Origin of the sequence: Pantoea sp. JKS000250, assembly GCF_003201065.1 — a bacterium.
Lineage (GTDB): Bacteria > Pseudomonadota > Gammaproteobacteria > Enterobacterales > Enterobacteriaceae > Pantoea > Pantoea vagans.
The window spans coordinates 4,088,322-4,113,251 of record NZ_QICZ01000001.1 but is presented as its reverse complement, the minus strand read 5'-3'; the positions used below and the strand labels follow the sequence as shown (position 1 = coordinate 4,113,251).

Below are 24,930 nucleotides of genomic sequence, written 5' to 3'. Positions count from 1 at the left end.
GTGACAGTGTCACAGGCTGCTCACTTTTTAGCGCTGCGCCAGCGCCGCCTGCATCCAGGCAACGACCAGCGGAGACTCTTTTTCCTGCAGCGCTGCGCGTTCTGACTGGAACAGGGTGGCAACAAAGAAAGGATGATCCGGCAGCTCCACACCGCGTACGTCCCCCGCGTCATCCCAGGCAGTAATACGCAGGGTGTTATCGCCCAGCGCCGCACTGAATTCCGGGTTGACACCAAAGTTACAGTGATAGCCTTCATCGCTGCCCAGCGTGCCGTAGGCCGCAGCAATACGTGAACCGGGTTCGAACCTGACCGCGCCGCGCTGCTCCACCAGCGAGCAGCTCAGCGGAGCTATGACCATGCGCCCGCCGGTGTCGGTTTCGGCATGACTCGCATCGTGCCAGCCCAGTACATTGCGCGCATACTCGATGACCGCATACTGGAATCCCCCGCACGACCCCAGGAAAGGCTTTCCGCTTTCCCGTGCCCAGCGAATGGTGTCAAAAACGGCCTCATCATTATGGTAGGGACTGCCAGGCACGACCCAGACCGCGTCACTGCGCCTGAGGTCGGATTCAGCGAGTTTTTCGCTGGCAATCCATTCAGCTTCAACCGTAATGTTCAGCCAGCGGGCAGCACGTTCAATAGCAAGAGGAATGGCCTGATGGGCAACCGCATCAGCGCGGTAGTCACCAGCCAGAGACAAACGCAGGGGGGACGACATAAACAGATCCTTTTCGGGGAAATTGAAAGGTTACAGGAATGTTAATTTCAAGTCGAGCATCCTGAACGCCGCGTCATAATGCTGCCACTCAGTACAGAGACCCTCACCCCTTCACCAGAGCCTGCTCCCCATTTCTTAAGCGGAAACTTTTTGCCGGTTTATGCTGCCGACAGGCTTTTCAGCCTTCCTGCGCAGCAACGCAATCGGTTTCTTGTTTTGCTTTCTGAATTAAATCGCGGGTTTGTGCTCTCGATCAGCAATTGTATGCTTTGCCGCCAAAGGAGACGCGTTAACGTTTACTTTTTCGTCATATTGCCTGGATAATGGCCTGAAACCTCCTGTAAATGCTGCTGATAAAATCTGCAGCAAACGTTTCATCTGAATTACTCTCCATTAGCAGTTAATGTTAAATCCATCCAGCGTCTCGCTCACATTCAGTTGATTTATACTGACATGATCTTTTTCATCAAAATTAAAATCTGATCAACAGTTTGTTATAAGGTTTTTAACCCTGGATTATCAGCTCAGGCCGGTTGTCAGAAAATTCTTGCCCTGCCGCCCGTAATCAGCCAAATTAGTCGCCGCTTTTCCCTTCTAATAACAATCTCGCGCATGAAAAACTCACATGACGCGGACTTAATTGCTGTCCCGAAACAGGGTATGAAAAAACTGAGGTACATGTGTCAACTGCAAACAAACACACTGATGAGGCTGTCAGTCTCAATGCGTTTAAACAGCCGAAGGCGTTCTACTTAATCTTCTCGATTGAGTTATGGGAACGTTTTGGCTTCTATGGCCTGCAGGCCATTATGGCGGTTTACCTGGTGAAGCAACTGGGATTGTCTGAATCAGACTCCATCACCCTGTTCTCTTCATTCAGCGCGCTGGTTTATGGACTCGTCGCCATTGGCGGCTGGCTCGGCGATAAAGTGCTGGGCACCAAACGTGTGATTGTGCTGGGCGTGCTGGTACTGGCACTGGGTTATGCGCTGGTAGCATTCTCCGGTCATAACGTCAGCATCGTCTATATCGGTATGGCGACCATCGCCGTGGGCAGCGGGCTGTTCAAAGCGAACCCCTCTTCGCTGCTCTCCACCTGCTACGACAAAGATGATCCGCGTATCGATGGTGCCTTCACCATGTTCTATATGTCGATCAACATCGGTTCACTGTTTTCGATGATGCTCACACCGTGGTTAGCGGCGAAATATGGTTACAGCGTTGCCTTCTCGCTGTGCGTTATCGGTCTGATCATCACCCTGTTTAACTTCCTGTTCTGCAAACGCATGGTTAAGGATTACGGTTCTAAGCCCGACTTTGCACCGCTGCAGGTCGGAAAACTGCTGATGACGCTGGTTGGCGTCGTAGTGCTGATCGCGCTGGCAAACTGGATGCTGCATCATCAGGTCATTGCACGCCTGGTGCTGGCTGTGATTGCGCTGGGTATCGTACTGGTGTTTGCCAAAGAAGCCTTTGCACTGCAGGGCGCGGCGCGTCGTAAAATGATTGTGGCCTTCCTGCTGATGGTCGAAGCGATTCTGTTCTTCGTGCTCTATATGCAGATGCCAACGTCACTCAACTTCTTTGCTATCCGCAACGTTGAGCACACAATTCTCGGCATTACCTTTGCGCCCGAGCAGTTCCAGGCGCTGAACCCGTTCTGGATCATGCTGGCCAGTCCGCTGCTGGCGGCGCTCTACAACAAGCTGGGTGATAAGCTGCCGATGCCGCACAAGTTTGCCTTTGGTATGGTGCTCTGCTCCGCTGCGTTCCTGGTGCTGCCGGTGGGCGCGAAGTTTGCCAGCGATGCCGGTATCGTTTCTGTTAACTGGCTGATCCTGAGCTATGCGCTGCAGAGTATCGGTGAACTGATGATCTCCGGCCTCGGTCTGGCAATGGTGGCACAGCTTGTGCCTCAGCGTCTGATGGGCTTTATCATGGGCTCCTGGTTCCTGACCACCGCTGGCGCGGCGGTCATTGCCGGTAAAGTGGCCAACCTGATGGCGGTGCCTGAAAACGTAACTGACCCGCTGATTTCGCTGGCGACCTACAGCCGCGTATTCCAGCAGATTGGTATCGTGACCGCTGTCATCGCTCTGCTGATGCTGATTACGGCACCGTTGCTGAACCGTATGACGCAGGATCCTGACGCGAAAAAATAACGTGCAGGCGTCATCGCTGCCGTGACACGAATCAGCCGGGCTCTGCCCGGCTTTTTTTATTGCTGACCCTTTCCCCTCATCGATCCCTGATCCTTATCACTGGTAATTCCACCCTGAGCCTTTACTATGCTGTGATCCCATTGCAACAAGGAGTACATGGTCATGAAACTGTTTTGCAAAGCAGGAGCCTGCTCTCTTTCTCCCCACATTGTTATGCGCGAATGCGGGCTGGACTTCACGCAGGTGAGTGTTGATCTGGCCACAAAACTCACTGAACGGGGCGATGATTTTCGCCAGATTAACCCTAAAGGCCAGGTGCCCGCGCTGCAGCTCAGCGACGGCTCCGTGCTGACGGAAGGTGTTGCCATTGTGCAGTACCTGGCAGATCTCAAGCCCGATCGCCATCTGCTGGCACCGGTCGGCAGCCTGACGCGTTATCACACCGTGGAGTGGCTCAGCTACATCAGCAGCGAACTGCACAAAAGCTTTGGGCCGCTGTTTCGTCCCGGTTACTCCGATGAGGTGAAAGCACAGACGCGCAGCCAGCTGGAAGCGAAATTCCGCTATGTCGATGCGTCACTGCGCGACAGACAGTGGCTGATGGGGCTGCATTTCAGCGTGGCGGATGCCTATCTGTTTGTGGTGACGCGCTGGGCAAAAGCGCTGGGACTGGATCTGTCCGGCTTTACGGCGCTGGAGGCGTGGTTTGATCGCGTTGCCGAGCGTCCTGCGGTGCAGGCGGCGCTGAAAGCGGAAGGCTTAGCCTGAGTGAACAGGGCCGGTTAACCGGCCCTTTTGCATTACAGCTTTTCTGCCGCGAAATGCTGCGTCGGACTGGCGATGGCATCCTGGGCCGCCACCAGCTGCAGCTCATACTCGCCCATCTGGTGGGTTTTCAGCATCACCTCATAGACCGCCGCAGTGACGTGCTCCAGCGCATTCTGCAATGATTTGCCGTGCAGCAGATTCACCAGCAGCAGACCGCTGGTGAGATCGCCCACGCCGACTGGCTGACGCACACCAAAATCGACCAGCGGACGGCTGATGTGCCAGGCGTCTTCCGCCGTTACCAGCAGCATCTCAAAGCGATCGCTGCGACGACCGGCGCGCGCCAGGTGCTTCACCAGTACCACGCGTGGTCCCTGGGCAATCAGCGCCCGCGCCGCGTCGACTGCCGCGTCGACGTCGGTAACGGTGCGTTCGCTCAGCATCTCCAGCTCAAGCAGATTCGGGGCGATAATGTCGCTGGCCGGCATTGCCATTTTGCAGTGAAACTCCGCCACGCCGGGTGCCACAATGCAGCCTTTCTCGGGGTGACCCATCACCGGATCGCAGAAGTACCAGGCATTTGGGTTAGCTGCTTTGACCTGCCGAACAATCTGCAGAATCTGCTCGCCCTGCTCTGCCGAACCCAGATAGCCGCTCAGCACCGCGTCACAGGTCTTCAGGCGGTCAATATCCGCAATACCTTTAACGATGTCGGTTAAATGCGTTGCAGGCATCACCGTGCCGGTCCAGTGGCCATATTGCGTATGGTTGGAAAACTGTACGGTATTCAGCGGCCAGACGTTTGCCCCCAGGCGGCGCATCGGAAACTCAGCCGCCGCGTTACCGGCGTGACCAAAAACAACGTGCGACTGAATCGCTAAAATATTTTTCACTTGTTTGCCCTTTCCTGCCTTGCCATAAAAAAGGGCCGGAAACCGGCCCTGAAATCTTACTGCCAGTTAATCAGGCAGTAATGTTTCTTGCCGCGACGCAGCAGCGTAAAGCGGTTAAACAGTTTGTCGCTGTCGCTGAAGCGGTATTCCGCATCAGACTGCTTTTCACCATTCAGAGAAACGGCATTGGAGCCGATCATGGTGCGAGCCTGACCGCGAGACGGCACCAGCTCAGCTTTCACCAGCGCCTGCTGCAGATCGTCGTCAGTGCCCAGCACGATAGTGGGCATACCATCCTGCGCCAGCTGTTCAAAATCGGCTTCGGTCATGTCGCTCACGGAGCCTGAGAAGAGGCTGGCCGTAATACGTTTTGCCGCCGACAGCCCCGCTTCGCCATGCACCAGACGCGTTACCTGCTCAGCCAGCACATACTGCGCACGTGGCGCGGTGCCGCTGTTTTTGTCCTCTTCTTCCAGCGCGTTGATCTCTTCAATGCTCAGGAAGGTGAAGAACTTCAGGAAGCGATAGACGTCAGCATCCGCGGTGTTGATCCAGAACTGATAGAACTTATACGGGCTGGTTTTCTTCGCATCCAGCCAGACTGCGCCGCCTTCAGTTTTACCGAATTTGGTGCCGTCAGACTTAGTGATCAGCGGAACGGTCAGGCCAAACACCTGGTTCTGATGCAGACGACGGGTCAGGTCGATACCGGAGGTGATGTTACCCCACTGATCGGAACCGCCAATCTGCAGCGATACGCCGTGACGCTCGTTCAGGCAGGCAAAGTCATAGCCCTGCAGCAGATTGTAGGAGAACTCGGTAAAGGAGATGCCCTGATCGTCACGGTTCAGACGCTGCTTCACCGCTTCTTTATTGATCATCTGGTTAACGGAGAAGTGTTTGCCGATATCCCGCAGGAAGGTCAGCACGTTCATGCTGCCAAACCAGTCGTAATTGTTGGCGGCGATGGCGCTGTTGCTGCCGCAATCGAAGTCCAGGAATGGCGCCACCTGCTGGCGGATCTTCTCAACCCATTCGTTGACGGTGTCGCTGGTATTAAGTTTACGCTCTGCGGCTTTAAAGCTCGGGTCGCCAATCAGGCCGGTTGCACCCCCGACCAGCGCCACCGGCTGATGGCCGGCATCCTGAAAACGCTTCAGGCAGAGCAGCGGTACCAGATGGCCCAAATGCAAGCTGTCAGCAGTGGGGTCAAAGCCGCAATAGAGCGAAATTGGCCCCTGCGCCAGTTTCTCTGTTAACGCGTCTTCATCCGTCACCTGGGCGATAAGGCCCCTCTCCTGCAATTGTTGTATCAGGTTACTGCTGGTCATTACTGACTCCAAATTGATCAGACTGCACCTATGCTGGTACACAGCTTTCCGCTGAGTTGCGGAATCGAAAAAAATGAGGGCTATAGCATAAAGCGCTGACGCCTTCTGTGCCAGCGCTGATAGGGCGAAATGATGCAGATTCAGGGTGCCAGACGGTCGATTTTCCAGCCGTCGTGATCGCGCTGATAGATGAAACGATCGTGCAGACGATGTTCGCCTCCCTGCCAGAACTCCACGGTGTGAAATTTCACCCGGTAGCCGCCCCAGAAGCTGGGCAGCGGCACGTCGCCCTGCTGGAACTTCTGCTTAAGCTCAAGGAACTTTCCTTCCAGAATGCCACGGCCCGAAATCCGGCTCGACTGCTTCGACACCCAGGCCCCAATCTGGCTGTCGCGCGGACGGCTGTGGAAATATTTCAGCACCTCCAGCGGCGACAGTTTCTCCACTTCACCCAGTACCATCACCTGACGCTCCAGGTAGTGCCACGGGAAGTGCAGGCAAATGCGCGGATTGTGCGCCAGCTGCAGCGCCTTGCGGCTGCCAAGGTTGGTGTAAAACACCATGCCCTGCGCATCGAAGTGTTTCAGCAGCACGATGCGCTGCCACGGCTGGCCCTGCTCATCCACGGTGGCCACGGTCATTGCCGTGGGATCGGGCAGTTTTGCTTCACACGCCTGGCTCAGCCACTGTTCAAACAGGGCTATCGGATCATCCGGCAGATCCTTACGACGCAATCCGCCGCGGGTATATTCGCGCCGCAGATGGGCAATGGTGTGTAGCGTTTCGCTGTCGCTCATAATGCTCGCCTATTCAGATAAAGAGTCAGCTGGCAGGTTGCAGCTCACAATCGTTCACGACGATTTTATCATTACGTTCGATAAATGCGCCGTTTCCTTTGGACCAGAACACATAGGTGTTGTCGCTGTAGCGCGCGCCGGAAGCGGATACCGTCTGCTTCAGCGTCAGGGGCTGGCCATCCATAATGAAGCTCACCTGCTCTTTCGCCTCATCCAGCGTCACGGTCAGGGGCAGGGTTCCGCAGCGATAGTGCAGGGTCTGCGGCGACGGTGGCTGTTTATGCATCAGGCTACAGCCCGAGAGCAGCAGCACCGCGGTAACGGTTAATCCTTTCAACATTAGCGGGTCTCCATCACGAGTGAAGCTGGCATTATAAGAAGGATTTGGCGCGAAGTAAGTGGGAATCCACGCCAATCTGGTGGATGCTGTCAGGCAGCCTGAATTATTGCGCATTTTCAGACGGTTGTCTGAATGCACAGGCCGCGTTCTCAGGCTACGCTCTATAGATCTTAAGCGAGGGAAACAAACATGAAATTTGATAACGAAGATGCATTTAAGCTGGCCGTGGCGTTTATGAACCACAAAGAGAATGCCACCGTCGCCAGCAGCTACTTTAAAACCTTTATTGACACCTACCAGAAATTTGACCGCTGGCTGAGCGCATCCGATCCGGTCAGCGCTATGAAAGCGGAAAAAGCGGCAGCCAAAGCCGGCGAAGACTCCCTTCTTTGATCCCTTTCCTCACTGGCCCGATAGTCATCAGGATATCGGGCCTGCGGACATGATCAGCTGTTAACGCTGGTGCAGACGATTACCCCCGGGCCGACTCTGGCTTTAACAAAGAATATCGGCTTCGGCTGCTGTGCTTATTTCCTGCATTGGCGTCACGTTTATTCCGGCCCGGTAATGTCGCTGTTAAAACGGCATAAACAGCCGTGCACATTTGCAATAAATGCTATTCCCTGCCGTCATTCCCCAGAATAATCGCTACACCCCCCCTTTTTTGTCTAAAAAACCGGCAGCGAAACGTGTCAGGACCAGCAAACTCTATAAAGCCGTCTATGCTGTAAACGTCTGGTTATACTTCATGGAGTTGAAAAAAAATGAAAATGAAATCCCTGTCAGCCATTGCTTTGCTGGCTCTTTCTTTAGGTACGCTGGCGGGCTGCGCCTCGAATCAGTCGATTAAGACCACTGATGGCCGCACCATTGTGACTGATGGTAAACCGCAGATCGATTCAGATACTGGCCTGGTTTCTTATCGCGATGCTCAGACAGGAAAAACTGAGCAGATCAATCGCAATGAGATCAGTAATATGAGTGAACTCGACAACTAATATAAGGTGAATAAGATGAAAAAAGCGCTGATTTTACCTCTCGCCGCATTGATTGGTATGACCGTATTAACCGGCTGCACCCGTACCAGTTATGCGATTCAGACTAACGATGGACGCACCATTATTAGTGATGGCAAGCCTTCTGAGTCAGATGCTGGCCTGCTGGCCTACACTGACGCCAATGGCGTGAAGCAACAGATTAATAAAGCGGACGTTAAAGCGGTCTCTGAAGTACCGAAGAAATAAACCGGGCACGCTCGTCCAGTTAATAAAGCCGCCTACGGGCGGCTTTATTTTTTCCTGCGCTTAGTACGCCATGTGGCGCGACCGAATTTCTCTGTCACCTGCCGATTCCAATCAGAAATATCCGTCATGCTTTGGCAATAATATGGCAGGCAGCATAGCAATAATCGTGACTCACCCGCCTGTTGCTTATCTGAATTTCAGGCAATACTATCCTTTTTTACCAGCTTAATAGCTCAGACTGCTTTATCCGTAAAACAGACGTTTGCTTTTATTGTTTTTTATTAGAGACTTATCGCTTCGCTTAAAGGTTCATTTTATTTTTAAAATTTAAACCGCGTTTATCGGCGGTTTCCGATCTTTTAGTCCGGATTGCCTTTAACTAGACTATTCATATCGTTATTCAATCAGGAGGTCGCTGATGGTTTACCATGATAAAACAATCGGTCATAGGATTCTTGGTGAAGCCGCAATCAATCTGGCGTTTGAAGAGCAGGAGATTACACTGGTATCACTGATTCGCCAGCTGGGTGAAATGGCTGAAAACGAACGTAGCGATGAGCGCGTCGCACAGATTGCTGATACACGCAACTGGCTCAAAGGCTTTATCGAGGCCTCAACGCGCGACCGCGCCGAATTAAACTGGCTGGTCGAGACCGGACAGGCGCCGGTTTTCCTCAAAGATTATCGTTAATGCGCTGAATGACTGCGCTGTTGGTTCAGGGTGCCAGGCCTCGCCTGGTGCCATTACGCCTTTCCCTGCACCACGCCAGTTTTTGCATTTTTTCTGTTTTATCGCTAAACGCTATGCTGATAGCACAAAAACCTCCTCTTCTGCGCTGAAATAGCTATGCAGGCTCGCCTTTTTTGTATAACTTTGCCGCGAAGCGATCGTTTTTCCATCACCTTATTACAGGAAATCACCCATGTACCCGAACCAGAGACTGCCGCGGACGGCAGACGATATTGCCCGTTATTTTAATGCGGCAAGTCTGCCCTCACAGCAGGAAACGCTGGGCCAGGTAGTGGTGGAAATTCTGCATGCGGGCGGGAACGTAAACCGTAAAGCGATCTGTACCAAACTTCTTCGTCGGCTGGAAACAGCGTCTACGCAGGAAGAGGAGCGTCACTACCGTGCTCTTATCAGCCTGCTGTTTGGCCGTTAGGCAGCAAACGCTCTCTGCCAGCGACTTCCGTTAGTGCGTCAGCGGTTCTCCGCTTTCCGTCACCTGCTGTTGCAGCGGATGTTTCGCTGCGCGGGTTTCAAATCCCCCCTCGGCAGCAAAAACAGAGCAGCCAATAGCGGCTACGAGTGTCAGTAAGATTGCGGTTTTCACGAAGCAGGCCTTAATTATTACGCTACAGAATAAAACGTAAAAGCCTGGCACATAAACAGCGCCGGGAAAAGCGCACTGCAGACTTTCTCTGTCCGACAAAATACGGGCGGAGAAATGCCGGCTTATTGATTGACCCGCCCCGTAACGATTACCCCAGTACTTTTAATGCCAGCGCCAGCGTCTGCTGTTCGTTGCTCACATCGCTGACCTTGCCTGCCACCCGCATACCGTAAGCAATGCAGAGGATTAAACCGGCTGCCGCTTCACTGTCCAGCGTGTTATCGATTGAGCCATCCCGTTGCCCCAGCTCCAGCAGCGAGACCAGGAAGCGCTGATTACGCCGGACTACCTCATCAATACGCTGCGCCAGCGCCTGATCCATCGTCTGCAGTGCAATGGCGCTGGCAACGACCAGACAGCCGCGCCGCCCTTCGATAGCACGCGCCGAGTCGAGATAGAACTGCAACAGCTCGGTTATTTTTTCCCGTCCGCTGATACAGGGTGCCAGACGACGGCGCAGCTCGGTATTTCTGAGCAACAGGTAACGTTCAAACACCAGCAGAAAGAGCGAGCGCTTATCTTTAAAGGCCTTATAGATGCTGCCTGCGGAGAGGTTCATCGCCTCACCCAGATCGCTTATTGATGTGGCGTGATACCCTTTTTGGCGGAAAACGATCATGGCGTGATCCAGAGCCTGTTCAATATCGAACTCTCTGGGCCGTCCCCGCTCTTTGTTTTTATGCGCTGTCGCTGTCGTGATCATTGTTACCGGTCTGGGAGGTACGTTCCTGTCAGAATCAGCCCGGATTCTATCCCAGGCACGGGTAACAAGTATAGATAGCGGCGATCGGCCAGCGACCTGACACTGACGGATGTCCGTTTCTGTCGCCCGATGATCAAGGGAAATAACCGGTTGTGCCCTGCAACCCGACACAGGTTACAGGGCAAACCGGTCACGACTCATTCAGATAATAACGCGGTCTCTTTGCGGCGATCTGCCCGTTGCTTCCTGCGTTGCTGGGCGTTTATTTTGATGAGCCATAACATAAACTGCTTAATAAGCAGGCTGGCGTGGCTCTCATTGTCAGCAAAGCATAAAAAGAGTCGGGTTTTGATATTGTTGTCGTCGTCGACCGCATAAATCTCATAGTCGTCGTGGTGGCGGGATTGAATGATTGCTGTGAAATGTATTGCAGGCCAGAGCATTACTCTGGCTTCAAACTCTCTGAAATCCATTATATTTACCTGGTTATTTTTTTAAAATGCCCGATGAAAAACGACTCAATCGGGCCAGGCAAAGCATAACTTCCTGTCACTTTAATCGCGTGATAAAAAAAGCTTTTAGCAGACGCTGTTACGACAGCAACAGAGGAGGCCGGACCCGCACCTACTTAACCGCCACCACCGGCAAATCTGCTACCCGTGTGGTATAGGCAGGTGACAGCATCTCGCGCTTCATCGCCCAGGCCTTGTTGATTCCCTGCCCGGCAAACCACAGCTTTCCGCTGCCGGTTTTGTTAATTTTATCCATCAGCTGCATCAGCTCCTGGCTGTTGCGGCGCGGCTGATGCTCATCAAACAGATCAAGCTGTGCCACGCCCTGACTGAAAAAATCCCCCAGCACGATGCCCGCCTTGATATAGCGATATCCCTTAATCCAGATGTTATCCAGACACGCCATTGCTACGTTGATGATGTCGCGGGTGTCCTGCGTCGGGATCAGCAACGTCTCTATAGACTGATTGCCATAAAAGGGTTCGTCAGTTGCGTGCGGGCTGGTGCGCAAAAATACCCCTATCTGACGGCAATACTGGTTCTCACGACGCAGTTTCTCTGCCGCGCGCTCCGCATAGGCACAGACGGCTTCGCGCATCTGGTCATAATCGGAGATGCGGCTGCCAAACGAACGCGAACACATGATTTGCTGCTTATCCGGTGTCACTGACTCCAGTTCCAGGCAGGATTCGCCACGCAGTTCCCTGACGGTACGCTCCATCACCACGCTGAACTGTTTGCGAATAGATTCGGTGCTTTGATCGGCCAGATCTTTCGCCGTCATAACGCCCATGGCGTTGAGTCGTTTGCCGATCCGGTGCCCCACGCCCCAGACGTCAGCCACATCGATCAGTGCCAGCAGCTTTTTCTGTCGTTCGGGGTCCGACAGATCGACAATGCCGCCGGTTTTGCTCCACTTTTTGGCCGCAAAATTCGCCAGCTTGGCCAGCGTTTTGGTCTGTGCAATGCCGACGCCGACGGTCAGATGGGTCTCTTTGCGGATCCGTTCTTTGACCTGACGGCCAAAGGTCTCCAGCGCCATGCAGTTCTGCACGCCGGTGAGATCCATAAATGCCTCATCGATCGAGTAGATTTCTACCGAGGGGGCCATCTCTTCGAGGATGGTCATCACCCGATGGCTCATGTCGGCATAGAGCGCGTAATTTGAGCTGAAGACCTGTACCGCATGACGCGTCAGCTCTTCGCGCATTTTAAAATAGGGCGCGCCCATTTTAATGCCGGCTTTCTTTGCCTCGGCGCTGCGCGCAATCACACAGCCGTCATTGTTCGACAGCACCACCACCGGTTTGCCTTTCAGATCGGGCCGGAAAACGGTTTCACACGACGCATAAAAGCAGTTCACATCGACCAGCGCGAACATGGTCAGTGCGTCGATTTAATAACAAAGGTCACAACACCAAACACCTCCAGCGCATCTTCGGTCTGGATAGCGATCGGTTTAAATTTGGTATTCATCGGCATCAGTTGCAGGCAGGGATGAAGCTGAAGACGTTTAACGGTAAATTCACCGTCGACGGCGGCCACCACGATATCGCCATGTGAGGCGGTGAGCGAGCTGTCGACCACCAGCATGTCACCATCGTTAATGCCCGCCTCAATCATCGACTCGCCGCTGACGCGGACAAAATAGGTGGCGCTGGGATGCTGCACCATCAGCGCATTGAGATCGATACGTTGTTCGACATAATCCTGCGCCGGGGAGGGAAATCCACACGGCACACGTTCGATATAAAGCGGTAAAGGCATAACGGCGCGAATGTCCGCAGGTTTAATGAATTCCACAATTTCACTCCTTTCTCAGATTACTGTATATAAATACAGTAATAGCTAATCCCCCATTTAATCAAGTGACACGGAACATTTTTAGGCAAAGGAGTTGATGGTAATGCACTTTTTTAACCTTCTTTTTTCTCACTGCTGTGAGAGTAAGCAGAAACGGGTTACTTTTGCCGCAGTACGGGAATATCAGCGTTTTTTTCTTTCAGTAACTAATCTTATAAATTCACCCGCTGATTATTTTTACTTAAGGAAAATCTGACAACGACTCTGTGGCATTCGCTGAGGTTTGAATATTCAACGCGGGCTGGTTATTCTGCCTTTTTTAAGGCCTGGAGGGGTTATGGCAGACGACGATCGAATTAAACATCTGGAAGAGGCAGTTGCACAGTTAACGGTTGAGACCACGGTATTAAAAGCGATACTCGGTCAGCAAATTGCGCTGAATAATCTCAACTACAAAGGGAAATTTGACGATGTGCTGGCCGCCCTGGCAAAAGAATATGCCGAACGCGGTCTGGAGGAAGGCAACAATCAGGCAATCCATGACGCCCTGCGCCAGTATATTAAATATGAGCCACCCGCAATGGAATAGGGCTTTCCGGCAGCGTCCGCTCACCGGACGTTACCGGCTCCTGAACACTGCCATCCCCTGACCTGCCCCGTCCCCGGGTTAGTATTTACGCCTGGCTATCACTCTCCAGCGCATCCTGAATCGCATCGGCCAGATTACCAATTTCATTCGCCACGGCCTGCAGGTCCCAGGAGGCTTTTGAGCCGGTTGCTGACGTTGAAGCGCTGACGGACTCCTTTGCCACTGACAGCGCCGCTGCCACAGCCACTGAACGTTTATGTTGTTCCTGAGTCACGCCCGCAGGCGGAATCGCAAAATAGTCGTGAACCATGATCATTTCCTTGTGATGAATAAGGGCTCAACCTTAGCCTTCTGCATCAGGCGTGGGAAGTGAATTATGTGGCATGACCTGTCAGGCGGACAGGATTGCAGCAGTCGTGTTGCGTTGTCCGTTTTTCCTGCGCAAAAAACCTGTACGGCCTGTACAGGTTTTTTGCTGAAATATCTGGCTGAACGGCTATTGTATCGTTTTCGCACGGCTGAAAAAAAAGAGGCGTTACGCACCAGCGGACACTATCATCCTGCGAAAAAAATCTTTTAACACCCTGAATTAAATCAGATAAAGACTGGAAACCCGATACGCTTCCGTTGTCTGCCTGCCCCTCAACACCTCTGACCAGTGATCTTTTGTCAAATTTTATTGTACAACTTTGCCATTCTTGTATAACTTTGTCTCGTGATGTTAAATCACTTGTAACGAGTGTGCTTTGCACCGCATCTGAAGGTGTTGTGGATTTCCACCTTCAGATGCAATTTTTTTTGCGTCAGCCGGTTACCGGATCTGAATCAACGCATACTCCCCCAATTTCTTATGAGGCCTGACATGCAAACAACGATGAATACAGAGTCTCAGATTTCTGATTACTTCATGAACTCTGGTACAGCGCTGACGACTGAAAAACAGGTTATCGCCGCGGTCCATGCTGAACTCGCACGAGCCAAAGCCCATGTCTCCGATAAAGACATCGTGCTGGGCCTGATTCACCACCTGGAGAGCGAGCGCGACGTGGTTAAGCAGGATATTTACCGTCAGGCTCTTGAACATGTTCTGCAGCGTGCAACAGCTACCAGCGAAAGCTAAAAACCTGTGTCTGTTATGACGGAACGCGAATTAGCACGGATGCTTTTCCACTACGGAATCGGCCCCTTTTAAAGGGGCTTTTTTATTGCTGCTGCACTGCATCACCCGCCTCTTTTTTACCTCCCGCATAGCCTCCCCTGCCGGACCACATATAGCGCTACTATTTACCGTTTTTGCCGCTTATTTCACCTTAAATTGCGATTAATTGCTCTCGGTTCGCTTTATGTATCCAATATCTGTGTCCAGGCTTTTTCTGCATCCACTGCAAACACAGACGAGGAAAATAATCATGTTTCATCATTCATCAAAACTTCAATTCCCGGTTCGTGTAGAGAAGCCCGATCCAGAGTTTGCCATGCTGTTACAGCAGGCCATCGGTGGCGTCGAGGGTGAGATTCGTGTAGCGATGCAATACTTTTTCCAGGCGATGGGCGCGCGGGGTGATGCGCGGATTCGGGATCTGCTGATCTCTACCGCCACCGAAGAGCTGAGCCATATCGAAATGCTGGGCTACGCCGTAGCGCTTAACCTTGAAGGCGCACCGCTCTCTTACCAGGAAGCGTCAGCGAAAGATCCGGTCGTTAATGCGATTCTGGGCGGCATGAATCCGCGCCATATCCTCTCTTCCGGTCTGGCGGCAATGCCGGTGAACGCCAACGGCATGCCGTTCGACATGAGCCACATCTACGCCTCTGGCAACGTGGCGGCCGATATGCTGGCTAACGTCACCGCAGAAGCCACCGGCCGCGTACTCGCCACCCGCCTCTACAACATGACCGAAGATAAAGGCATGAAGGATTTCCTCTCCTTCCTGATCGCCCGTGACACCATGCACCAGCAGCAGTGGCTGGCGGTGATCGAAGAGATGGGTGGCCTGAACGCGTCACTGCCGATCCCGAACAGCTTCCCGCAGGAACATGAGGCGCAGGAGCACTCTTACTACTGCCTGAATACCTCGCTGGATAAATCGCTGCCGGAAGGACGCTGGAGCAGTGGCCCCGCTTATGATGGTCATGGTCAGTTCAGCGCGAAACAGCAGCCCGAGATTCTGGGCGATGAGCCGCTGCTCGGCAATGCCCGTCCCGGCTCCGGTGCGCAGTCAGAGCAGATTGACGGCGTTACGCCACCGAAACCTTAATTGCCCTCCTGTCAGGGATCGATGCCCTGACAGGTTTTTCCCATCTTTTTTATGGAGGAGACGTCATGTCATCCACTCAGCGTCCACAACCCCCTTCGAAGAGCAGCAGCAGACGTGGCCCGGCAGTACCGCCGCGATGCAGCCACAGCCCGATCATGGTGAAGAGAGTTATCAGGGTTCAGGCCGTCTGGCGGGTAAAAAAGCGATTATTACCGGCGGCGATTCCGGCATTGGCCGGGCCGTGGCGATTGCTTTTGCCCGGGAAGGGGCTGACGTGCTGATCTCTTATCTTGATGAGCATGAGGATGCGCAGGATACCGCCAGACTGGTTGAGGCCGCCGGTCAGAAAGCGATTTTAGTGCCCGGTGACATTATTGATGCATCACACTGCAACGCGCTGGTCGATAAAGCCGTTGAAGCCTTTGGTGAAATTAACATTGTGGTGAATAACGCGGCGTATCAGATGACGCGCGAATCGCTGGATGAGATCGGCGACGACGAGTTTGATCGGACGATGAAGACTAACCTGTACGCGATGTTTTACATCACCAAAGCGGCCACAAAACATATGCCTGCAGGCGGCTCGATCATTAATACGGCCTCGATCAATGCTGACCAGCCGAAACCGAAACTGCTCGCCTATTCCGCGACTAAAGCCGCCATCGTTAACTTCTCTGGCGGCCTGGCAGCCCTGCTGGCGGAGAAACGCATCCGTGCCAATGCGGTCGCACCTGGTCCCATCTGGACACCGCTGATCCCATCGACCATGCCGGTTGAACAGGTGAAAAACTTTGGCAGTGAAGTACCACTGCAGCGTGCCGGTCAGCCTGCTGAGCTGGCACCCACCTATGTGATGCTGGCCAGTGATGAAGCCAGCTACATTTCCGGGGCCACCATTGCCGTTACAGGCGGCGTCGCGATTATTTAACGTCTGCCGATTCCCTGGCCCCTTCAGCCAGGGGATCCTTTAGCAGCTTCTGCGCGACGCCCCACTGCCAGAGCGGTTCCCGCGCCAGATTTTTCATTTTCACTTCGCACATGATGTCGAAAGCCTGAAACGACAGCGCCCACCCATTCAGCGTCGGATTGAAGAAGAAGTCAGAGTGCGCCCGCAGTTTGCTTTTGCTCACGCCCAGTTGCTGCTGATCGGGCCAGCCCTCCTGCGGAATAATCCCCTCCTGAGAAATCGAATAGTGCAGCACCGGTCGCACGCCGCGCCAGGAGTCGATTACCCTGGCCACACGCGCGTCATCCGGCTGAATAAACTCGCTCTCTTTCACCCAGTGATGGTGGATATCCAGCACAACCGGACAGAGGGGTGCCGCCTGCAGCACATCATCCAGCGAGCAGGAGATCTCATCATTCTCCACCGTCAGCATCAGCCGCGCCTCCGGGCTGAGCTGATTAAACGACTGCTTAAAGCCGTCGAAGCCCGCCTTACCATTCATATGAATGTTGATTTTAAAATCCTGGAAGGTCTTACCGTAGCCCATCAGACAGGCGCAGAGCGTGTGATACTCCACATCCTCCAGTGCGCGCACCACCACATCGGGATTATCGGAAGCCAGCACGGTATATTGTCCCGGATGGAAGGAGAGCCGGATATCATGTGCCCGTGCCAGCTCGCCACAGCGGGCAAACAGCGGATAAAGCTCAGGCAGGAATTCCGCAAACAGCGGCGTCGCTTCGGGCACCGTGTAAAGTGGCAACAGATCGCTGCCGATACGCATCATTCGCAGCGGCGGCGGTAACGTGGCCAAATGCTCAAGCGTCAGGTAGAGATTATTGAGATTAGTAACGGTGATCTCATGAACCAGCTGATGACGTTCAGCGTGCGGTAAACTCAGAAATCGTTTACGGGTCGTCGCGCGAAACGGGAAGAACTGTTTGCCATCGCTATTGAGATATTTACATGCAAAGCCTAATTTCATGACTGCTCCTGATTAATGCTTATCAGAAGTGTAACAGGCCTCTGGCGACCAGCCAGTCGCGGGCCACAGCGACAGACTGAATAATGACAGGGAGAGAGACTATGCAGGGTCACGCGATCCAGCGCATCGCTATCGACGCGGCTGAACGGCTGCCCGCCGCCGAATCAGGCTATCCATTCGGGCCGGAACATCAGGTTTATAAAGTGTGTGGAAAAGTGTTTTTACTGCTGACCGAACTGCGGGGCGTACCGATTATTACCCTGAAATGCGAACCGCAGCAGGCAGAGCTGCACCGGGTGATCTATCCCTCGATCACTGCCGGTTACCATATGAATAAGCGCCACTGGATTACGGTGTATCCCGGCGACGGTCTCTCGCCAGGCCTGATTCAGCAGCTGGTTGAAGAGTCATATCAGCGGGTGGTGCGCGGCATCCCCGCCTCACGACGCCCGGTGTGGGTGGGATAAAGGCGGCGAAAGGTAATAATGAAAACCCGCTGTGACCAGCGGGTTTTCAGCCCCGCCCCGGCACTCAGTGGTGCAGCATCTCATCCACCACCTGTGCGTTCGTCATCTGGTAAGGGTAATAGGTTGGCCAGTTGTCCATCTCCGCCAGCAGGGCCTGCTGAGACTGGTTGCCCATAAAGATATGGAAATGGGCGGACTTTCGCGGCCCGATGGTGTGGTCGCTGAACTGCACATATTTCGGCGCCTGACTGCTGGCGTCCTGGCACTCGAACAGGTAGCGCACGCCTTTCTTCCCGGACGTATAGGTCAGGATTTTGTGGCCTGCATAGTGATAGTGGCAGGCGCTGACCTTATCGCCGACGTGGAACTCCATCACGCCATTTTCGATCCCAATGGTATTGACGTCGGTGGCGTAGCCTTTGCGATAATAGGCCTTGTACTGTTCTGCCGTTTTACTGTTGTCCTGCTGCGCTTTCTTCTGCCAGACCGGGTCCAGTTCGCCGCTCTGCAGCAGCGGATAGACCGACTGCCAGATTCCGTCCCAGTCAGAGAGTGGACGATCTTTCACATCGCTGTCAGCGAAAACCCCTTCAGCCGCCTTCTGTTCCATCGCTGACAGCGGTTTTCCATGGGCATGCGTACCCTGTGCCAGCGCCTGCTGACTCATTAACAGCGCGCCGACGAGTCCCATCCATTTACCTGCATGATTTTTCAAAGCCTGATCCCCGATTAATGTAACAGCCAGAAATGTTATGATATAACATTTCACAATTCAACCGTGATGAACACTTCCCGGCATTAATTTTATTTAATGGTCAGGGGCCTCTTCTGGTACATCCCACTCGCCGGTAATAAGCGGAACTGCCGTGGCATCAAAGCGGGTTGCCACTATAGCGGGCGCGGACTGAGAGGCCGCTAAGCCAGACGGCACAAGGCGTGAATAAGCGAAGCGATAAGGAGGGCTGAGAGATAAGCGCGCGTTTTGAACCCGATAAAAAAGGCGTTGCGGGGTAGTTTAAATCGCGGATTTAACCTCAGCATTGTTCAGGTTGTTCTATATTTAGTGTCGCCGAACGTAAAATAACAGCTGGAGCATGGATTAATGTCGAAAGAAACCGAGAAGAAACCCCTGAGCGAACGCGCGCCGACCACCGGTCCGGAATCATCAGAACCGGGGCTGGGATCCCTGGCACCGAAAGATGGTTCGCATCAGCCCCCAGCCGAACCGACCCCGCCAGGCAAACAGCCTACCGCCCCGGGCAGCCTGAAAGCGCCACAGACACACAACGCCAAACTTGATCAGCTTGAAGCCAGCCGCAAAAACGGCACCGACCGCCCTCTGACCACCAACCAGGGCACACGCATCGCCAACGATCAGAACTCACTGCGTGCCGGTTCGCGTGGTCCGACGCTGCTGGAAGACTTTATTATGCGTGAGAAGATCACGCACTTTGACCATGAGCGTATCCCGGAGCGTATCGTGCACGCCCGAGGCTCTGCCGCACACGGCTATTTCCAGCCTTATCGTTCCCTGAAAGATCTGACCAAAGCGCAGTTCCTCAGCGATCCCGAGCAGACCACCCCCGTCTTTGTGCGTTTCTCCACGGTTCAGGGCGGCGCAGGTTCTGCCGATACCGTGCGTGATATCCGCGGTTTCGCCGCCAAGTTCTACACCGAAGAGGGTGTGTTTGACCTGGTCGGCAACAACACGCCCGTGTTCTTTATTCAGGATGCGCACAAATTCCCTGACTTTGTGCACGCCGTGAAGCCGGAACCGCACAACGAAATCCCGCAGGGTCAGAGCGCCCATGACACCTTCTGGGATTACGTCTCTCTGCAGCCGGAAACCATGCATAACGTCATCTGGGCGATGTCTGACCGCGGCATTCCGCGCAGCTATCGCACCATGGAAGGCTTTGGTATCCACACCTTCCGCCTGATTAACGCCGAAGGCAAAGCGACCTTTGTCCGTTTCCACTGGAAGCCGGTGGCCGGTAAAGCCTCGCTGCTGTGGGATGAGTCGCAGAAACTGACCGGCCGCGATCCCGATTTCCATCGTCGCGATCTGTGGGAAGCGATTGAAGCGGGTGATTTCCCGGAATATGAACTGGGTCTGCAGCTGATCCCGGAAGAAGATGAGTTCAAATTCGACTTCGATATTCTGGATGCCACCAAGCTGATCCCGGAAGCGCTGGTGCCGGTTGAGATCGTCGGTAAGATGGTGCTTAACCGTAATCCGGACAACTTCTTTGCCGAAACCGAGCAGGTGGCGTTCCACCCAGGCCATATCGTGCCGGGTCTGGATTTCTCCAACGATCCGCTACTGCAGGGTCGTCTCTTCTCCTATACCGACACGCAGATCAGTCGTCTGGGCGGACCGAACTTCCATGAGATCCCGATCAACCGTCCGACCTGCCCATACCATAACTTCCAGCGTCAGGGCATGCATCGTCAGGATATCGACACCAATCCGGCAAACTACGAGCCGAACTCGATCAACGACAACTGGCCGCGCGAAACCCCACCTGCTGCAACCGGTGGCGGCTTCGAGAGCTATCAGGAGCGGGTTGAAGGTCATAAAGTGCGCGAGCGCAGCCCGTCGTTCGGTGAATATTATGCGCAGCCGCGCCTGTTCTGGAACAGCCAGACAGAGGTTGAGCAGCAGCACATCATTGGTGCCTACTCATTTGAGCTGAGTAAAGTAGGTCGCGCCTATATCCGTGAGCGCGTAGTCGATCATCTGGCACGCATCGATACTAAGCTGGCGCAGGGCGTGGCGGATAACCTTGGACTCGCCCTGACCGATGAGCAGCTTAATATCCAGCCGCCGGCGGCAGTGAACGGCCTGACCAAAGATGACAGCCTGAGCCTTTATGCCATCCCGGATGGTGAGATCAAAGGTCGTCAGGTGGCGTTGCTGCTGAGCGACGGCGTGAAAGCGGCTGATGTGCTGGCGATTCTGCAGGCGCTGAAAGCAGAAGGTGTGCACACCAAACTGCTGGCACCGCATATGGGCCAGGTGCGTGCGGATGACGGCTCAGTGCTGCCGGTTGATGCCACCTTTGCCGGTCTGCCTTCTCTGACCTTTGATGCGGTCATCGTGCCGAATGGCAATATCGATGCCCTGCTGTTAAGCGGCGATGCCCGTTACTTCCTGCTGGAAGCCTATAAACACCTCAAGGTGATTGGTCTGGTGGGCGACGCGCGCCGCTTTAAAGCGCAGTTCGGCCTGGAAGATGCCGATCAGGAAGAAGGCATTGTGCAGGGCGACTCCGCTGAGATCGCGCTGATGTCGGATTTCACGCAGGCGATGAAAGCGCACCGCGTCTGGTCCCGTAGCCAGAAGGCACAGTCCGTTCCGGCCTGATGCGTTGAGTAAATAAAAAACCGCCTCCAGGGGCGGTTTTTTTATGCCGGAAAGCGTAGCACAGTCGCGTGCGCGGTGATCCGTCAGACGTTCCGTTATCAGAAGGTCTGCCAGTTCTCATTGTCTGTCACAGCGACAGGCTGACGTTTTGGCACAGCAATCGCCTTCGCAACCGGTGCGGCAGAGAACGCTGCGTGCAGCGTGCCGGTTTTGAATACCGACACCGTTTTACGCAGGTAGCTCGCCTGCTCTTCCAGCGAGGCGGCGGCAGTGGCGGACTCCTCCACCAGCGCGGCGTTCTGCTGCGTCACCCCATCCATTTCTGAGACTGCAATGCAGACCTGCTCAATGCCCCGCGTCTGTTCGGTCGAGGATGCCGCAATCTCTTCAATCAGCTGCGTCACACGACTCACCGACTTCACAATACTCTCCATCGCGGTGCCCGCTTGTGCAGCATGACCGGCACCGGTTTTGATGCGCTCTGCTGAGCGGTCGATCAGTCCACGAATTTCCTGCGCGGCGCTGGCGCTGCGTCCGGCCAGCGAGCGCACCTCACCCGCCACCACCGCAAATCCACGCCCCTGTTCACCGGCACGCGCGGCTTCAACCGCAGCATTCAGCGCCAGAATATTGGTCTGGAAGGCGATGCTGTCGATAATGGCGATAATACCGGCGATCTGATTCGAGCTTTCGCTGATCTGATCCATGTTGGCAATCACCCGGGCAACGGTCTCACCGCCCTGCAGGGCCGTAGCTGACGCCTCTTTCGACACCGTGGTCGCCTGCTGTGCATTGTCTGCGTTGAGCTTCACCGTCGAGGTGAGCTGCTCCATGCTGGCGGCGGTCTGTTCCAGCGCGGCTGCCTGCTGCTCGGTACGGGAAGAGAGATCGGTGCTGCCGGCGGAAATTTCCGCGGCACCGGTGAAGATAGAGCGGGTGGCGTCATCGACTGAGGTAATGGTCACGACCAGCGCATCACGCATCTGCTGCAACTCCTGAATCAGCTGGCCCATCTCGTTGCGGCCCTCATGCTGAATCGCAGAGGTTAAATCACCGGCCGAGATAGCGCGCATATGAGCGGTCAGTCTGGCCAGCGGGTTAATCAGCAGCTTCTGCAGTCCCATCCAGACTGCCACCCCAATCACGCCGGTGATCAGGCCGATGGCCAGCAGCGCCCAGAGTGCATCTGTCAGGCTGCGCTGGTTGTGCAGAGAGGTATCTTTCATCAGCTGGATGTTCACTGCACGCCAGGCCTCATAGGCCGTGTCGAGCTGATCCTGTGCCGCCTGCGCTTCAAGGTTGCCATAGGCCGGGTAGTTGCCCTGCTTCAGAAAAGTGACAGAGGCCAGCATGGTGTCACGCATATGCTGATAAGCAGTCTGAACCTGCGTCGACTGGGCTTCACTCTGTCCTGCTTTACGCGGCATCGCCTGCCACGCTTTAAAATCTGCATCCGCCTTTTCCGCTGACTGACCCGCCTGCTCCAGCAGCGCCGCCATCGCCGCCAGCGATTTAGGGTCCTGCTGATTTTTCAGGAAACGGATCGCCACGCGGTTGATGGTGACGCGGGTTTTAATCAGGGTTTTCACCGCATCACTCAGGTGCTGCTGCTGCAGCGTCAGCTGCTCGGCCGCCACGAAGTTTTTGTCGGCTTTTGACACGCCGTTGTAGAACAGAAATCCGGTCAGGGTCAGTAACGTAATAAAGACGGCCAGCACCGCCAGAATACCGTGAGTTATTTTAAGATTTTTAAGCATGTCCGCAGACTCATATCAGAGAAGATAAAGCTGTTATCGGCCAGCGAGGGATTTATCTGAGCGCAGTCGCAGAGAAGCCTGCTCTCCGCACCACGCCGGATGCAGCCAGCACGTCGTACTGCGCTGAAAAAAGAGTGTGACGCCGCCTGAACGCATTCGGCGCTTAACAAGCGCCCCCGTGCTGTGGTTGAATTCGCCCCTTACATTTTTAGCACGTGGTTAACATGCATTACATTCAGAGTCTGATGAGTTTTATTGAGGGGAACCGGGTGCTGTCGATTGGCTTCAGCCTGCTGCTGCTGATTATGGCCGGGATGGTCACTCACCTGATCTGCAAATTTTTCATCGTCAAAGTGATCAGGAAGGTCTTTTTCAGCAGTCATAAAAAAGACGTTCCGCTGGATAAAGATGTCCGCCTCTCTCAGAAGCTGTCAAATTTTGTGCCGGTGATTGTGGTCTACAATTTCCTGCAATTCATGCCCGGCCTGCCTGAAAATCTGAAAGTGGCGATTCAGACCATCTGCGGCATTCTGTTTTTTGTCTATCTGTCGATCTTCTTCAACGAAGTGCTGGAGATTGTTAACAACTCCTACTCGCGCAAATCCAAGCGCAAGAATCACTCGATCAAGGGCTATATCCAGATTGGTAAGATCCTGGTGCATATTATCGCTGCGATCATGATTCTGGCGATTATGTCCAACAAGTCACCCGCGATTATTATCTCCTCGCTGGGTGCGGTCGCCGCGGTACTGATGCTGATCTTCCAGCATACGCTGCTGTCGCTGGTGGCGAATATTCAGCTCTCCTCCAACGATGTCCTGCAACTGGGCGACTGGATTGAGATGCCGGACAGGAATATCAGCGGCGAGGTGATCGATATTGCGCTGCATACCATCACCATCCGCAACTGGGACAACACCATTTCGCGCATCCCGACCAAGAACTTCCTGACCGAAACCTACACCAACTGGCAGGCGATGTTCTCCTCGGGCGCGCGCCGCATCATGCGCAGCTTTTATCTTGATCAGAAGTCGATCACCTTTGTGAATCAGGAGATGCTACAGGCGATGAGCCAGATCCGCCTCGCGGGCGAAACAATCACTGAGCTGCTGGATGGACGGGATATCAATGCTGTCGGCGACCGCTGGTTTATGGAGAACGGCATCACCAATCTGATGGTGTTCCGTAAATTCCTGAGTGCCTGGCTGGCCCAGCGCGATGACATTATGAAAGAGATGTATATCGTGGTGCGGCCGCTGAAGCCGTCGCCGGATGGGCTGCCGGTGGAGATCTACTGCTTCACCTCATCCATTTTCTGGGCCGATTATGAGAATACCCAGGCGGCGATTTTTGAGTATATCTATGCCATGTCCCGATTCTTTGAACTGCAGATTTATCAGCATCCGGCCGGGTCTGATTTCGCCCGTCTGGCGCAGCCGCGTCCCGTCAGCGGGGATGCAGAGCCAAACGGCATGCCGTAACCCGTGACCTGCTGTGGCGGTCCCGCACCGCCACGGTAGCTCAGGTCATTAACTCTTACTCAGCGCATAGTTCAGCACTTTGTCATTCTTCATCTGCACGGTCAGCGTCTGCCCTTCGGTGGTGTTCAGGGTGCGCGCCTCACTGTAGGTCCACTTCAGCAACCGCTGCCCGTCCGGGTAAGGGGTCTCACTGTCAGGCTGACCAAACAGCGCAATCAGCTGGGCTTTGGTCGTCTGACCGGCATGAATGTGCTGCAGATTACGGTTGTCCAGTCGGTGTCCGACCCGGTTAGAACAGGCGGAAATCAGTAGCAGCAGTGTGACTAACAGAACGCGTTTCCTCACGTAATATCCTTTTGAAATGTTCAGCGCCGCAGATCCTCCAGCGTGACCTGCGCGATCGCGCTTAA

General features: G+C 54.3%; 30 protein-coding genes. 14 read left to right on the top strand and 16 right to left on the bottom strand.

Features of this window, described 5'->3' with window-relative positions:
* Positions 1 to 27: 27 nt before the first annotated feature.
* Together BY447_RS19485 and BY447_RS23280 are read right to left on the bottom strand one after the other, a co-directional pair.
* Complete coding sequence (locus tag BY447_RS19485; protein ID WP_110331872.1) at positions 28 to 723, bottom strand: CTP synthase; 696 nt, start codon at positions 721 to 723, stop codon at positions 28 to 30.
* 228 nt (positions 724 to 951) lie between these two features.
* Positions 952 to 1,101, bottom strand: a complete 150-nt coding sequence (locus BY447_RS23280; RefSeq protein WP_156105688.1) for a hypothetical protein — start codon at positions 1,099 to 1,101, stop codon at positions 952 to 954.
* Positions 1,102 to 1,403: 302 nt separating this feature from the next.
* Here BY447_RS23280 and dtpA point away from each other — a divergent pair, with 302 nt between their 5' ends.
* Both dtpA and gstA read left to right on the top strand, forming a co-directional pair.
* The gene (dtpA, locus tag BY447_RS19480; RefSeq protein WP_033782990.1) at positions 1,404 to 2,885 is read left to right on the top strand and encodes a dipeptide/tripeptide permease DtpA; all 1,482 of its coding nucleotides are present in this window, start codon (positions 1,404 to 1,406) and stop codon (positions 2,883 to 2,885) included.
* A gap of 162 nt (positions 2,886 to 3,047) precedes the next feature.
* Positions 3,048 to 3,653, top strand: coding sequence for a glutathione transferase GstA (gene gstA, locus BY447_RS19475; protein ID WP_013357762.1), 606 nt, complete (start codon positions 3,048 to 3,050; stop codon positions 3,651 to 3,653).
* A 32-nt stretch (positions 3,654 to 3,685) separates the two neighbouring features.
* Here gstA and pdxY read toward each other — a convergent pair whose 3' ends face one another.
* The 4 genes from pdxY to BY447_RS19455 all read right to left on the bottom strand — a co-directional run bounded on the left by pdxY (position 3,686) and on the right by BY447_RS19455 (position 7,014).
* Complete coding sequence (gene pdxY, locus BY447_RS19470) at positions 3,686 to 4,546, bottom strand: pyridoxal kinase PdxY (protein ID WP_110331871.1); 861 nt, start codon at positions 4,544 to 4,546, stop codon at positions 3,686 to 3,688.
* Positions 4,547 to 4,602: 56 nt separating this feature from the next.
* Positions 4,603 to 5,877, bottom strand: a complete 1,275-nt coding sequence (tyrS, locus tag BY447_RS19465; RefSeq protein WP_110331870.1) for a tyrosine--tRNA ligase — start codon at positions 5,875 to 5,877, stop codon at positions 4,603 to 4,605.
* Between the two features lie 140 nt (positions 5,878 to 6,017).
* Positions 6,018 to 6,674 (bottom strand): pyridoxamine 5'-phosphate oxidase, encoded by a 657-nt coding sequence (pdxH, locus tag BY447_RS19460; RefSeq protein WP_110331869.1) that lies wholly within the window; start codon positions 6,672 to 6,674, stop codon positions 6,018 to 6,020.
* A 25-nt stretch (positions 6,675 to 6,699) separates the two neighbouring features.
* Complete coding sequence (locus BY447_RS19455; protein ID WP_033782982.1) at positions 6,700 to 7,014, bottom strand: MliC family protein; 315 nt, start codon at positions 7,012 to 7,014, stop codon at positions 6,700 to 6,702.
* Between the two features lie 189 nt (positions 7,015 to 7,203).
* Here BY447_RS19455 and BY447_RS19450 point away from each other — a divergent pair, with 189 nt between their 5' ends.
* From BY447_RS19450 to ycgZ, 5 genes are all read left to right on the top strand, one after another.
* A complete protein-coding gene (locus tag BY447_RS19450; protein ID WP_013357757.1) occupies positions 7,204 to 7,407 on the top strand; it encodes a hypothetical protein in 204 nt (67 codons plus the stop codon).
* Between the two features lie 371 nt (positions 7,408 to 7,778).
* Positions 7,779 to 8,012 (top strand): YgdI/YgdR family lipoprotein, encoded by a 234-nt coding sequence (locus tag BY447_RS19445; RefSeq protein WP_010245442.1) that lies wholly within the window; start codon positions 7,779 to 7,781, stop codon positions 8,010 to 8,012.
* Positions 8,013 to 8,027: 15 nt separating this feature from the next.
* On the top strand, positions 8,028 to 8,258 hold the full coding sequence (locus BY447_RS19440; RefSeq protein ID WP_010245445.1) for a YgdI/YgdR family lipoprotein: 231 nt from the start codon (positions 8,028 to 8,030) through the stop codon (positions 8,256 to 8,258).
* Between the two features lie 418 nt (positions 8,259 to 8,676).
* Positions 8,677 to 8,949 carry a hypothetical protein gene (locus BY447_RS19435; RefSeq protein ID WP_033782981.1) on the top strand — a complete coding sequence of 91 codons (273 nt, stop codon included), beginning with the start codon at positions 8,677 to 8,679 and terminating at the stop codon, positions 8,947 to 8,949.
* 232 nt (positions 8,950 to 9,181) lie between these two features.
* Positions 9,182 to 9,421, top strand: a complete 240-nt coding sequence (gene ycgZ / locus BY447_RS19430) for a regulatory protein YcgZ (protein WP_033782980.1) — start codon at positions 9,182 to 9,184, stop codon at positions 9,419 to 9,421.
* A 30-nt stretch (positions 9,422 to 9,451) separates the two neighbouring features.
* Here ycgZ and BY447_RS19425 read toward each other — a convergent pair whose 3' ends face one another.
* From BY447_RS19425 to umuD, 5 genes are all read right to left on the bottom strand, one after another.
* A complete protein-coding gene (locus BY447_RS19425) occupies positions 9,452 to 9,592 on the bottom strand; it encodes a hypothetical protein (RefSeq protein ID WP_234366537.1) in 141 nt (46 codons plus the stop codon).
* 148 nt (positions 9,593 to 9,740) lie between these two features.
* A complete protein-coding gene (locus BY447_RS19420) occupies positions 9,741 to 10,355 on the bottom strand; it encodes a TetR/AcrR family transcriptional regulator (RefSeq protein ID WP_013357751.1) in 615 nt (204 codons plus the stop codon).
* A gap of 197 nt (positions 10,356 to 10,552) precedes the next feature.
* Entirely contained in the window at positions 10,553 to 10,828 is a 276-nt protein-coding gene (locus BY447_RS19415) for a hypothetical protein (RefSeq protein WP_110331868.1), read from the bottom strand.
* A 151-nt stretch (positions 10,829 to 10,979) separates the two neighbouring features.
* Positions 10,980 to 12,248: a translesion error-prone DNA polymerase V subunit UmuC gene (umuC, locus tag BY447_RS19410; RefSeq protein ID WP_110331867.1), complete on the bottom strand. Its 1,269-nt coding sequence runs from the start codon at positions 12,246 to 12,248 to the stop codon at positions 10,980 to 10,982.
* 2 nt (positions 12,249 to 12,250) lie between these two features.
* Positions 12,251 to 12,670 carry a translesion error-prone DNA polymerase V autoproteolytic subunit gene (gene umuD, locus BY447_RS19405; RefSeq protein WP_013357748.1) on the bottom strand — a complete coding sequence of 140 codons (420 nt, stop codon included), beginning with the start codon at positions 12,668 to 12,670 and terminating at the stop codon, positions 12,251 to 12,253.
* Positions 12,671 to 13,007: 337 nt separating this feature from the next.
* On the opposite strand from umuD, the gene BY447_RS19400 reads away from it, so the two are divergent.
* Positions 13,008 to 13,259, top strand: coding sequence for a hypothetical protein (locus tag BY447_RS19400; RefSeq protein ID WP_033779254.1), 252 nt, complete (start codon positions 13,008 to 13,010; stop codon positions 13,257 to 13,259).
* An 85-nt stretch (positions 13,260 to 13,344) separates the two neighbouring features.
* Here the strand turns inward: BY447_RS19400 and BY447_RS19395 are convergent, their stop codons facing one another.
* Positions 13,345 to 13,569, bottom strand: coding sequence for a hypothetical protein (locus BY447_RS19395; protein WP_033732545.1), 225 nt, complete (start codon positions 13,567 to 13,569; stop codon positions 13,345 to 13,347).
* A 552-nt stretch (positions 13,570 to 14,121) separates the two neighbouring features.
* Between BY447_RS19395 and BY447_RS19385 the strand changes: the two genes are divergently transcribed.
* From BY447_RS19385 to BY447_RS19375, 3 genes are all read left to right on the top strand, one after another.
* On the top strand, positions 14,122 to 14,379 hold the full coding sequence (locus BY447_RS19385; protein WP_013357745.1) for a biofilm development regulator YmgB/AriR family protein: 258 nt from the start codon (positions 14,122 to 14,124) through the stop codon (positions 14,377 to 14,379).
* Between the two features lie 289 nt (positions 14,380 to 14,668).
* Positions 14,669 to 15,517: a manganese catalase family protein gene (locus BY447_RS19380; RefSeq protein ID WP_033782974.1), complete on the top strand. Its 849-nt coding sequence runs from the start codon at positions 14,669 to 14,671 to the stop codon at positions 15,515 to 15,517.
* Between the two features lie 136 nt (positions 15,518 to 15,653).
* Positions 15,654 to 16,445, top strand: coding sequence for a glucose 1-dehydrogenase (locus tag BY447_RS19375; RefSeq protein ID WP_110331865.1), 792 nt, complete (start codon positions 15,654 to 15,656; stop codon positions 16,443 to 16,445).
* Here BY447_RS19375 and BY447_RS19370 read toward each other — a convergent pair.
* Entirely contained in the window at positions 16,438 to 17,448 is a 1,011-nt protein-coding gene (locus tag BY447_RS19370) for a UV damage repair endonuclease (RefSeq protein WP_013357742.1), read from the bottom strand. The two genes, BY447_RS19375 and BY447_RS19370, sit on opposite strands and share 8 nt — an antisense overlap.
* Positions 17,449 to 17,549: 101 nt before the next feature.
* Here BY447_RS19370 and BY447_RS19365 point away from each other — a divergent pair, with 101 nt between their 5' ends.
* Positions 17,550 to 17,915, top strand: coding sequence for an MmcQ/YjbR family DNA-binding protein (locus BY447_RS19365; protein WP_110331864.1), 366 nt, complete (start codon positions 17,550 to 17,552; stop codon positions 17,913 to 17,915).
* Between the two features lie 64 nt (positions 17,916 to 17,979).
* On the opposite strand, the gene zinT is transcribed toward BY447_RS19365, so the two are convergent.
* Positions 17,980 to 18,630: a metal-binding protein ZinT gene (zinT, locus tag BY447_RS19360; protein ID WP_146211003.1), complete on the bottom strand. Its 651-nt coding sequence runs from the start codon at positions 18,628 to 18,630 to the stop codon at positions 17,980 to 17,982.
* 387 nt (positions 18,631 to 19,017) lie between these two features.
* Between zinT and katE the strand changes: the two genes are divergently transcribed.
* Positions 19,018 to 21,282: a catalase HPII gene (gene katE / locus BY447_RS19355; protein ID WP_110331862.1), complete on the top strand. Its 2,265-nt coding sequence runs from the start codon at positions 19,018 to 19,020 to the stop codon at positions 21,280 to 21,282.
* Between the two features lie 98 nt (positions 21,283 to 21,380).
* Here katE and BY447_RS19350 read toward each other — a convergent pair whose 3' ends face one another.
* Positions 21,381 to 23,039 (bottom strand): methyl-accepting chemotaxis protein, encoded by a 1,659-nt coding sequence (locus tag BY447_RS19350; RefSeq protein ID WP_013357738.1) that lies wholly within the window; start codon positions 23,037 to 23,039, stop codon positions 21,381 to 21,383.
* 224 nt (positions 23,040 to 23,263) lie between these two features.
* On the opposite strand from BY447_RS19350, the gene BY447_RS19345 reads away from it, so the two are divergent.
* The gene (locus BY447_RS19345; protein WP_013357736.1) at positions 23,264 to 24,520 is read left to right on the top strand and encodes a mechanosensitive ion channel family protein; all 1,257 of its coding nucleotides are present in this window, start codon (positions 23,264 to 23,266) and stop codon (positions 24,518 to 24,520) included.
* A gap of 48 nt (positions 24,521 to 24,568) precedes the next feature.
* Here BY447_RS19345 and BY447_RS19340 read toward each other — a convergent pair whose 3' ends face one another.
* Positions 24,569 to 24,865: a hypothetical protein gene (locus BY447_RS19340; protein WP_033733000.1), complete on the bottom strand. Its 297-nt coding sequence runs from the start codon at positions 24,863 to 24,865 to the stop codon at positions 24,569 to 24,571.
* Positions 24,866 to 24,930: the final 65 nt, after the last annotated feature.

Bases quoted from the DNA above. Each gene is read 5' to 3' on its own strand.
- BY447_RS19415 (WP_110331868.1), bottom strand. From the start codon at position 10,828: ATGGATTTCAGAGAGTTTGAAGCCAGAGTAATGCTCTGGCCTGCAATA.
- BY447_RS19450 (WP_013357757.1), top strand. From the start codon at position 7,204: ATGAAATTTGATAACGAAGATGCATTTAAGCTGGCCGTGGCGTTTATG.
- BY447_RS19395 (WP_033732545.1), bottom strand. From the start codon at position 13,569: ATGGTTCACGACTATTTTGCGATTCCGCCTGCGGGCGTGACTCAGGAA.
- pdxH (WP_110331869.1), bottom strand. From the start codon at position 6,674: ATGAGCGACAGCGAAACGCTACACACCATTGCCCATCTGCGGCGCGAA.
- gstA (WP_013357762.1), top strand. From the start codon at position 3,048: ATGAAACTGTTTTGCAAAGCAGGAGCCTGCTCTCTTTCTCCCCACATT.
- BY447_RS19370 (WP_013357742.1), bottom strand. From the start codon at position 17,448: ATGAAATTAGGCTTTGCATGTAAATATCTCAATAGCGATGGCAAACAG.
- ycgZ (WP_033782980.1), top strand. From the start codon at position 9,182: ATGTACCCGAACCAGAGACTGCCGCGGACGGCAGACGATATTGCCCGT.
- BY447_RS19345 (WP_013357736.1), top strand. From the start codon at position 23,264: ATGCATTACATTCAGAGTCTGATGAGTTTTATTGAGGGGAACCGGGTG.
- BY447_RS19435 (WP_033782981.1), top strand. From the start codon at position 8,677: ATGGTTTACCATGATAAAACAATCGGTCATAGGATTCTTGGTGAAGCC.
- BY447_RS19380 (WP_033782974.1), top strand. From the start codon at position 14,669: ATGTTTCATCATTCATCAAAACTTCAATTCCCGGTTCGTGTAGAGAAG.
- BY447_RS19445 (WP_010245442.1), top strand. From the start codon at position 7,779: ATGAAAATGAAATCCCTGTCAGCCATTGCTTTGCTGGCTCTTTCTTTA.
- BY447_RS19440 (WP_010245445.1), top strand. From the start codon at position 8,028: ATGAAAAAAGCGCTGATTTTACCTCTCGCCGCATTGATTGGTATGACC.
- BY447_RS19385 (WP_013357745.1), top strand. From the start codon at position 14,122: ATGCAAACAACGATGAATACAGAGTCTCAGATTTCTGATTACTTCATG.
- BY447_RS19350 (WP_013357738.1), bottom strand. From the start codon at position 23,039: ATGCTTAAAAATCTTAAAATAACTCACGGTATTCTGGCGGTGCTGGCC.
- BY447_RS23280 (WP_156105688.1), bottom strand. From the start codon at position 1,101: ATGAAACGTTTGCTGCAGATTTTATCAGCAGCATTTACAGGAGGTTTC.
- BY447_RS19375 (WP_110331865.1), top strand. From the start codon at position 15,654: ATGCAGCCACAGCCCGATCATGGTGAAGAGAGTTATCAGGGTTCAGGC.
- BY447_RS19485 (WP_110331872.1), bottom strand. From the start codon at position 723: ATGTCGTCCCCCCTGCGTTTGTCTCTGGCTGGTGACTACCGCGCTGAT.
- umuC (WP_110331867.1), bottom strand. From the start codon at position 12,248: ATGTTCGCGCTGGTCGATGTGAACTGCTTTTATGCGTCGTGTGAAACC.
- katE (WP_110331862.1), top strand. From the start codon at position 19,018: ATGTCGAAAGAAACCGAGAAGAAACCCCTGAGCGAACGCGCGCCGACC.
- tyrS (WP_110331870.1), bottom strand. From the start codon at position 5,877: ATGACCAGCAGTAACCTGATACAACAATTGCAGGAGAGGGGCCTTATC.
- BY447_RS19420 (WP_013357751.1), bottom strand. From the start codon at position 10,355: ATGATCACGACAGCGACAGCGCATAAAAACAAAGAGCGGGGACGGCCC.
- BY447_RS19455 (WP_033782982.1), bottom strand. From the start codon at position 7,014: ATGTTGAAAGGATTAACCGTTACCGCGGTGCTGCTGCTCTCGGGCTGT.
- BY447_RS19400 (WP_033779254.1), top strand. From the start codon at position 13,008: ATGGCAGACGACGATCGAATTAAACATCTGGAAGAGGCAGTTGCACAG.
- BY447_RS19365 (WP_110331864.1), top strand. From the start codon at position 17,550: ATGCAGGGTCACGCGATCCAGCGCATCGCTATCGACGCGGCTGAACGG.